The sequence below is a fragment of the Pseudomonas sp. NBRC 111131 genome, assembly GCF_001320525.1.
Classification (GTDB): domain Bacteria; phylum Pseudomonadota; class Gammaproteobacteria; order Pseudomonadales; family Pseudomonadaceae; genus Aquipseudomonas; species Aquipseudomonas ceruminis.
On the sequence record NZ_BCBH01000029.1, the window covers coordinates 68,773 to 74,772 of the forward strand.

Sequence of the window (6,000 nt, forward strand, 5' to 3'; positions counted from 1 at the left end):
AGTTATATTTACTTTTCTGAATCTTACATCATTGAGGGTTACAGATGAGCAAGCTGGCTGAGTTTCGCGCTGCTGAAAAAGCTCTGCAAGAGCAACTTTCTGCCTTGGAAGCGCTGAAGAATGATTCTGGTCTGCAGCGCGAAATTGAATTCGAAGAGAAGCTCAAGAGCTTGATGCAAGAGTACGATGCGAATTTGGGCAAGGTAATCGCTATTCTCGATCCGGCTTCGGTTCAGCGCAAATCGTTTACAAGCCCTGATAGCAATCGCCAGCAGCGCAAGCCACGTGAAGTCAAAGTCTACAAGAACCCACACACCGGTGAGACTATCGAGACCAAAGGTGGCAATCACCGGCAGCTGAAAGAGTGGAAAGCGCAGTGGGGCGGTGATGTCGTTGAAGGATGGAAGAACTAAGCAAGCCTAGCTCCTCAGCTGAAGACCGGCCGCAGAGGCCGGTTTTTTGGGCCATAAAAAAACCCGCATATGTGCGGGTTTATATTTAAGAGCGCTTACCTTGAAGCCGCTGCTCTACAGCTTTTCTCATACGAATTTCGTAGTCAATCCGCTGCTCATACCGAGCTAGAGCCGTTGCATCGGGCTTGGTCTCGTTGTTGCGCCACCGGTAAATCGTCATTTTGGTCACCCCAAGTGTGGTGCCCATGTCTTCGTCGTCATTGGTACCGAGGCGTTTCATCCAATCGGTCAGAATGACGCTCATGTCTCGGTCGAAACGCTTAAGGCGTTCCCTGCGGTGCGGTTCTTCTGCCAGAAGTCCCCGAGCCTTTTCCATTACTTCATCCGGCACCGACGCTGTACGACCATAAATGTAGGAGGATAGGCGAGGGAGACCGATACCCAGGGCAAAGGCATAATCTTGATTGCGCAAGCCCAGGTCAGAGCCAATCTTGACCAATTCTTGCTGATCTGCCGAAAGCTCGGCACGGCTGCCGCCGCGAGGACGCTTGGTGCTAGCGTCAGCTGGTTTGGTTTGTGACGTAGTGTCCGTCTCGTGCTCTTCGTCCGAAGGCTTAGGTTGTACAAGGCGCACCATTGGATCTTGATCCATGGCATAAATGCCGGAACTGGCCACTGTTTGTTCTCCGTTGATCACTCGTTTAAGTGCTGCGGCCATTTTGATGGTGGCAGCTTCTGTATCGATATCTCGATCGTGGTCTACTTCTACCTGGTCGGCAAAACCGACCTGCTCCAGCTCTTCACCCTTTTCCTGCATGTCCTCGATGGAGCGATGATTGATCAGTAGCTTCTGGCGGTCCCGGAGGACTTCTCGACTTACGTTATGCGCTACTGCGTAGACAACGGCATACACAGCGTCTTGATCTTCGATTTTTGCCAGCATCGAGCCAAAGAAGACCTCAAGCGTCCTTTGCATGACCTCATCAAAATCTGTGAGTTCGCACTTGTTCTGCCGAAGCTTCACCCTGCAGATTTTGCGGACGCGCTCATCGCGGTCCATCTCGTAGGCCAAGCGGTTTACAAAGGTGCGCGATCGGTCCGTGTTCGAGATGTAAGTCCCGCACAGCTTTTCGAAGGTCGAGGGAGGGCCGGAAGGCTCGGAGGAGGGGAGATGCTCGATGTCGGTGCCTAGTGCAAGCCCTGAAGCAGTTTCTTGCTCCAGGGCTTCAAACTTTTCTACTGCCATAAAGGGCTCGTTGATTTATCAATCCTACGCAGCCACGGTATCCACAGATCGATCCAGTTGAGGGAGAGCGACACTCCTGAATTGCGCCAGAGAACTGGAGACATCAAGGAGGACATTGATGCCGGCAGCCAAGATCTCAGTCTTGATCTCAGGGTAGGCACTCATCGCTTGCTCGATCCGCTCACCTACTATCCGCATCTGGTCCGCTCTGTTGAGGTCATCCACCCCAAACACTGTGCTGGGGTTCTGACCAGGCTCAACACCAAGGGCGTCCAGGCCGATCTCGATTGGGGAGTACTCGTGAATCATGAAGCATTACCTCTGGTAGCGGCCACATAGGGTCGCCTTTATTGATTATACGTACGTGACAGATAACGTCAATCAAATCCATAACGCGTATGTGGAAGATTGGCAGGTTTCAATCGTTGTACTGTGCATTACGCAGGCATGAGATTGGTGAGGCAGGAGGGGTCAGATACAGGTCAGCTGGATTGCCTGTTCGAAGCCGAACAGTGCCGCACGAACCTCTGTGACATCAGATGCAAAAGTTGACGCGATGACGACACCTGCAAGCAAAATTTCCGTCTTAGCTTCTGGGAAGTCTGTCATCGCTTTGCGCATGCACTTCGACGCGCACTTGTTGGAGCAGCTTTTATTGAATCTCGGGCAATTTGGCTTGCCATCTGTTGAAAGGCACCCGAGCGACGAAAGACCAATTTCCGTAGCTCCCTGGTATGTGTCAAAGCTGAAAGACATACAGTATCCCTATCTAGTCCGTTGATTGGCGCTGTTTGTCAAATTATAGGGACGTGATGTCGGAGGGGTCAACGAATCGGCGCCAGAAAAGTTCCGTAGTAAGCTAACTTTAATGCGTGCAAAATTTGGTATGCACGATTTTATGTCTGCAAAAATGCGGTTTAGGGATGGCGTATCGAAAGTGTAGTTTATTTTTGGAATAAAAAACCAGCACCTTAAATAAGGCGCTGGTTTATGTGGTGCAGTTAGAGAAAGACATCGCCATCAGGAACAATGAGAATGTCGTCTGAGGTGTCTACCATGCTGGTTTCACTCTCGAACAGGTCTCCGGTAGATCCAATTACAGGTATAGCCTTTACTTTGCTCGGTTGCGTGGTCCTTTTTGTCAGGATGGCACACTGAGCAACGTTAGGCTGCTTTACTGTCGGGCGCGGGCTTATGCCGTTGCTTTGGGGGAGGCACTTGAGGCTTGAGGCGTTGCTTCTTTTGGGGGGATATGGAATGTCGCTCAGGTCATAGGACTTAGGCGTATCCCGCTTGCGCTGAGGTTGCTCTGTATGTCTGTGTTCGTATGTTTTGCGAGATCTAAATTCCGAGGGGGGGGGCTGAGTCTGGAGTGCTGGCCAGTATGTAAAATCCCCTGTTTTCCACCAGGCAATTACTGGAAAACATATAAGGACTGTCAAAACAAACAGCGTTAGCTTGTTCGCCACATCTGTCATTGCCACTAAAACAATGTAAATAAAGATTGTGACAAACCAAGTGGATACATGCCTATTGATACGTTTCATTCGGTCTCCTGGGTTTACCTTATGAAAGGTGATGCTGCACATGGCTGTGCAAACAGAAGGCAAAAAAAACCCCCGTTTCCGGGGGCTGTGTGGCGTTAGAAGATGAAATCCCTCTTCAGGTCTTGAGTCGTTGGTTGAGATGCTGGCTGGCCAGAGTGTGCGGTTGGAGGAACAGTGTATGGGTTCTTCACCGCCGGTAGCGCAGGGATACTCAGGGGGGCACCCAACTGATCCCGAACAATCACACTCTCTACAGAGGGGTTCCTGTAGGCATCAATTTGGCTTTCAGTCAGCGTTACACCGTGTGCCCTTAGCAAGGCACGCCAGTCGACCTTCCCTTTACGTGCGGAAAGCAGAACAGAAACACCATCACTTTGATGTCGTTTGCGGCCTGGGGGCATCTGCGATAACAGAGCACTCCGGGCTGCCTCCTCGCGAGCAGTGGCTTCCTGAAGGACCCGGTTTGCTTGCTGCCAGGCGGCCGCTGCAGCCTCCCATTCATCAGTGCTCCATTTTCCTGTTTGTAGCCGGTCCCAAAAGTCGAGCTCGGCCTTGAGGATTTGATCTATCCGCTTCTGATTTCTAGGGACCTTGAGCAGCACCCCGTTAGATCCGTCGAAGGAGTAGTAATGAGCGAAGCGGGCTTCAGCAACAAAGATCTGGTGCTGAACCTGGTCAATGTATTCCGGTGGGACGATTCCTTTGAGTGCAAGCCCATGAGCAGTCTCCCCGGGGCATTTGATCTCAACTGGGATCTGCTGGAAGGGGTCGAAGCCATCTAGCGATGCACGGATGATCGGTATTGAGTCACTTTCAGCGATGATGGGCGTTACGGTGCTGCCGGTGTGCCTTTCGTAGGCAGCCCTTGCTACGGGCTCCAACTGATGGCCCCTAGCGCGAATTCGATCGACAAAGGGGTTCGCTGGCGGGGGAGGTCCAATGCCTAGCCTGAGACGGAAGAGTTCGTATGAGCTTCGGAACTTCGACGTCCCCATAATTTGGGGCGCCTCACTAGCTCCGATCCCTCCACTTCGCCAGGCAAACCATGCAGCTGAGTTTTGCTGAGCCTCTGGGCCCGTGATGATGCGCATTGCCATGTTGCGATCTCCTGGAAACGTGACCTGCACCGGAACGGTGGGAGGCCTGATAACGGGAGATGCATAACGTACTAGCTGAATCTTGATGCCCTTGGTTAGCTCCATGAGCAAAGGGGGGAGAGGAGAAGTGAGGGGGGAGGGCGCAAACCCTGAAGACCGGCTGCCAAGCAGCCGGTCGCATACGGCACCAGCGTTATTCGCCGATCCTCATCGTGCGAGGAATACCCAGCTTAGCGTTTTGCATACGCAGATCATCCAGCGTCATCGAGGGATCTGACGACGCAGCAGCTGAACTGGCGCAGCCCCGGAAATTTTGGCAAACCGTGTGGATTACCAGGTTCGTTCCAGCGAGGTTGTCGACGTTCTGGCCGTTGGTGTTTTGTGCTGCGTCAGATGCTGCGGTTAGGCCTGAGGTGACGTTGTTCCCCAGTACTCCGGGGTCACTGCAACTGCTCAACAGTAAGCAGGTCGTGAGAGAGACAGCCACGGACGCGCCCGTAGCCACAGCATTGCCAACGGCAGTATGGGCTTCTTTGTACTCTGAGGCTGGACCCGCATAGACCTCACTGATTGTGTAGGTGACCTTGGCATCGCCCGCAGTCTGGTTGTAGCCAGCTTTCTTGAGAGCCTCATTCACATACGCAGTCATATCAGCCAGGGCGGCGTCTTCGGTTACAGCCTTTACTGTCAAGCCATCCACAAGCCGTGCGTTGATCTGAGCTGCTTGAACGCGTACCGAGCCTTCCTCAACGGTGATTGGTTTTGCGGCACAGCCTGGTAAGGCGATGATGACGCAGGTGGCAGCTAATGCGGCGATTGCTTTGTTGATCACGTGGAGGCCTCAGGAGTCTTGATAACATGTAACTATAATACTGGGGTGAGGTGCTCCAGGCTAGTGGCAAAATGATTGTGCCGAAAGTGGAGTGGCGCATCGATGCGGGATTGGGCAATTCCGTAAATCCCCATCAGAAGCTCGCGGTGTTGGTCTACGTACAAAAACACGGAGATGTGTAGCAGGACAAGAGGAGGGCAGAGGAGGTGTGGGTCAGTGGGCGGCCTAGCGTCACTGGGAATCGTGAGAGAGGCAGGGTAACTCACGACTTAGGGTAAGAAGCCGACAGCCCGGGCTGCCAACGACAGACAAAAAAACTGGGCCTTTGATATACAAAGAGCCCAGTCCTGGTAACCACAGCTGCCGCGGCGCTGTAGGTGGAGAATCCACCGTTACCAAGACTGAGCTCACCTCTTTATCGCCATTAGGATAGTCGACAGCAGTACGACGTCCTGCTTGGCTAGCTTGCGAATCCCCACCAGTTGCACCTGGCTGCTATGTAAGGACCTATGTCCGGGGAAGTCATTTGCGCTGCTCACGTAGTGGTGAGCGACCTGAGGGATAACCGCTTCGACCTAATCGTCCAGCTGTGTTGTCAGTTCCTGGGAGAAGCCCGGACTCGACTATTGTCTGATCTCAAAACTGGCGGTGCATCACCGAGTCGAGAACACAGAGGCAAACACAGGGGATGCATTAGGGAGCGGAGATATCAGGCGGTATGTGGGTAATGCGCTAACCCGTTACCGTGTTGCTGACTACAAAGGAGGCTTCGCGACCTCGGACCTGACTGGCTTCTCCAGTGGGAGTATCCGTTAACTTTGCCTCAGGTGATGTCGAACATGGACTGATAAACAGGTTTTCCTCT

General features: G+C 52.9%; 7 protein-coding genes. 1 reads left to right on the plus strand and 6 read right to left on the minus strand.

Annotated elements, in window-relative coordinates:
- Positions 1–44: 44 nt before the first annotated feature.
- Positions 45–413, plus strand: coding sequence for a histone-like nucleoid-structuring protein, MvaT/MvaU family (locus APH34_RS22005; protein WP_004577632.1), 369 nt, complete (start codon positions 45–47; stop codon positions 411–413).
- Between the two features lie 85 nt (positions 414–498).
- On the opposite strand, the gene APH34_RS29785 is transcribed toward APH34_RS22005, so the two are convergent.
- From APH34_RS29785 to APH34_RS22025, 6 genes are all read right to left on the minus strand, one after another.
- Complete coding sequence (locus APH34_RS29785) at positions 499–1,659, minus strand: hypothetical protein (RefSeq protein WP_054902908.1); 1,161 nt, start codon at positions 1,657–1,659, stop codon at positions 499–501.
- Positions 1,660–1,683: 24 nt separating this feature from the next.
- Positions 1,684–1,968: a hypothetical protein gene (locus APH34_RS22015; RefSeq protein ID WP_004577630.1), complete on the minus strand. Its 285-nt coding sequence runs from the start codon at positions 1,966–1,968 to the stop codon at positions 1,684–1,686.
- A gap of 162 nt (positions 1,969–2,130) precedes the next feature.
- The gene (locus APH34_RS29340) at positions 2,131–2,280 is read right to left on the minus strand and encodes a hypothetical protein (protein ID WP_154670349.1); all 150 of its coding nucleotides are present in this window, start codon (positions 2,278–2,280) and stop codon (positions 2,131–2,133) included.
- A gap of 380 nt (positions 2,281–2,660) precedes the next feature.
- Entirely contained in the window at positions 2,661–3,206 is a 546-nt protein-coding gene (locus APH34_RS28885) for a hypothetical protein (protein WP_063977446.1), read from the minus strand.
- A gap of 95 nt (positions 3,207–3,301) precedes the next feature.
- Complete coding sequence (locus APH34_RS22020; RefSeq protein ID WP_371263319.1) at positions 3,302–4,408, minus strand: lambda-exonuclease family protein; 1,107 nt, start codon at positions 4,406–4,408, stop codon at positions 3,302–3,304.
- A gap of 88 nt (positions 4,409–4,496) precedes the next feature.
- On the minus strand, positions 4,497–5,135 hold the full coding sequence (locus APH34_RS22025; protein ID WP_023662208.1) for a hypothetical protein: 639 nt from the start codon (positions 5,133–5,135) through the stop codon (positions 4,497–4,499).
- Positions 5,136–6,000 lie beyond the last annotated feature (865 nt).

Excerpts from the sequence above, each read along its gene's own strand:
- APH34_RS22005 (WP_004577632.1), top strand. The coding sequence starts at position 45 with ATGAGCAAGCTGGCTGAGTTTCGCGCTGCTGAAAAAGCTCTGCAAGAG.
- APH34_RS29785 (WP_054902908.1), bottom strand. The coding sequence starts at position 1,659 with ATGGCAGTAGAAAAGTTTGAAGCCCTGGAGCAAGAAACTGCTTCAGGG.
- APH34_RS22015 (WP_004577630.1), bottom strand. The coding sequence starts at position 1,968 with ATGATTCACGAGTACTCCCCAATCGAGATCGGCCTGGACGCCCTTGGT.
- APH34_RS29340 (WP_154670349.1), bottom strand. The coding sequence starts at position 2,280 with ATGCGCAAAGCGATGACAGACTTCCCAGAAGCTAAGACGGAAATTTTG.
- APH34_RS28885 (WP_063977446.1), bottom strand. The coding sequence starts at position 3,206 with ATGAAACGTATCAATAGGCATGTATCCACTTGGTTTGTCACAATCTTT.
- APH34_RS22020 (WP_371263319.1), bottom strand. The coding sequence starts at position 4,408 with ATGGAGCTAACCAAGGGCATCAAGATTCAGCTAGTACGTTATGCATCT.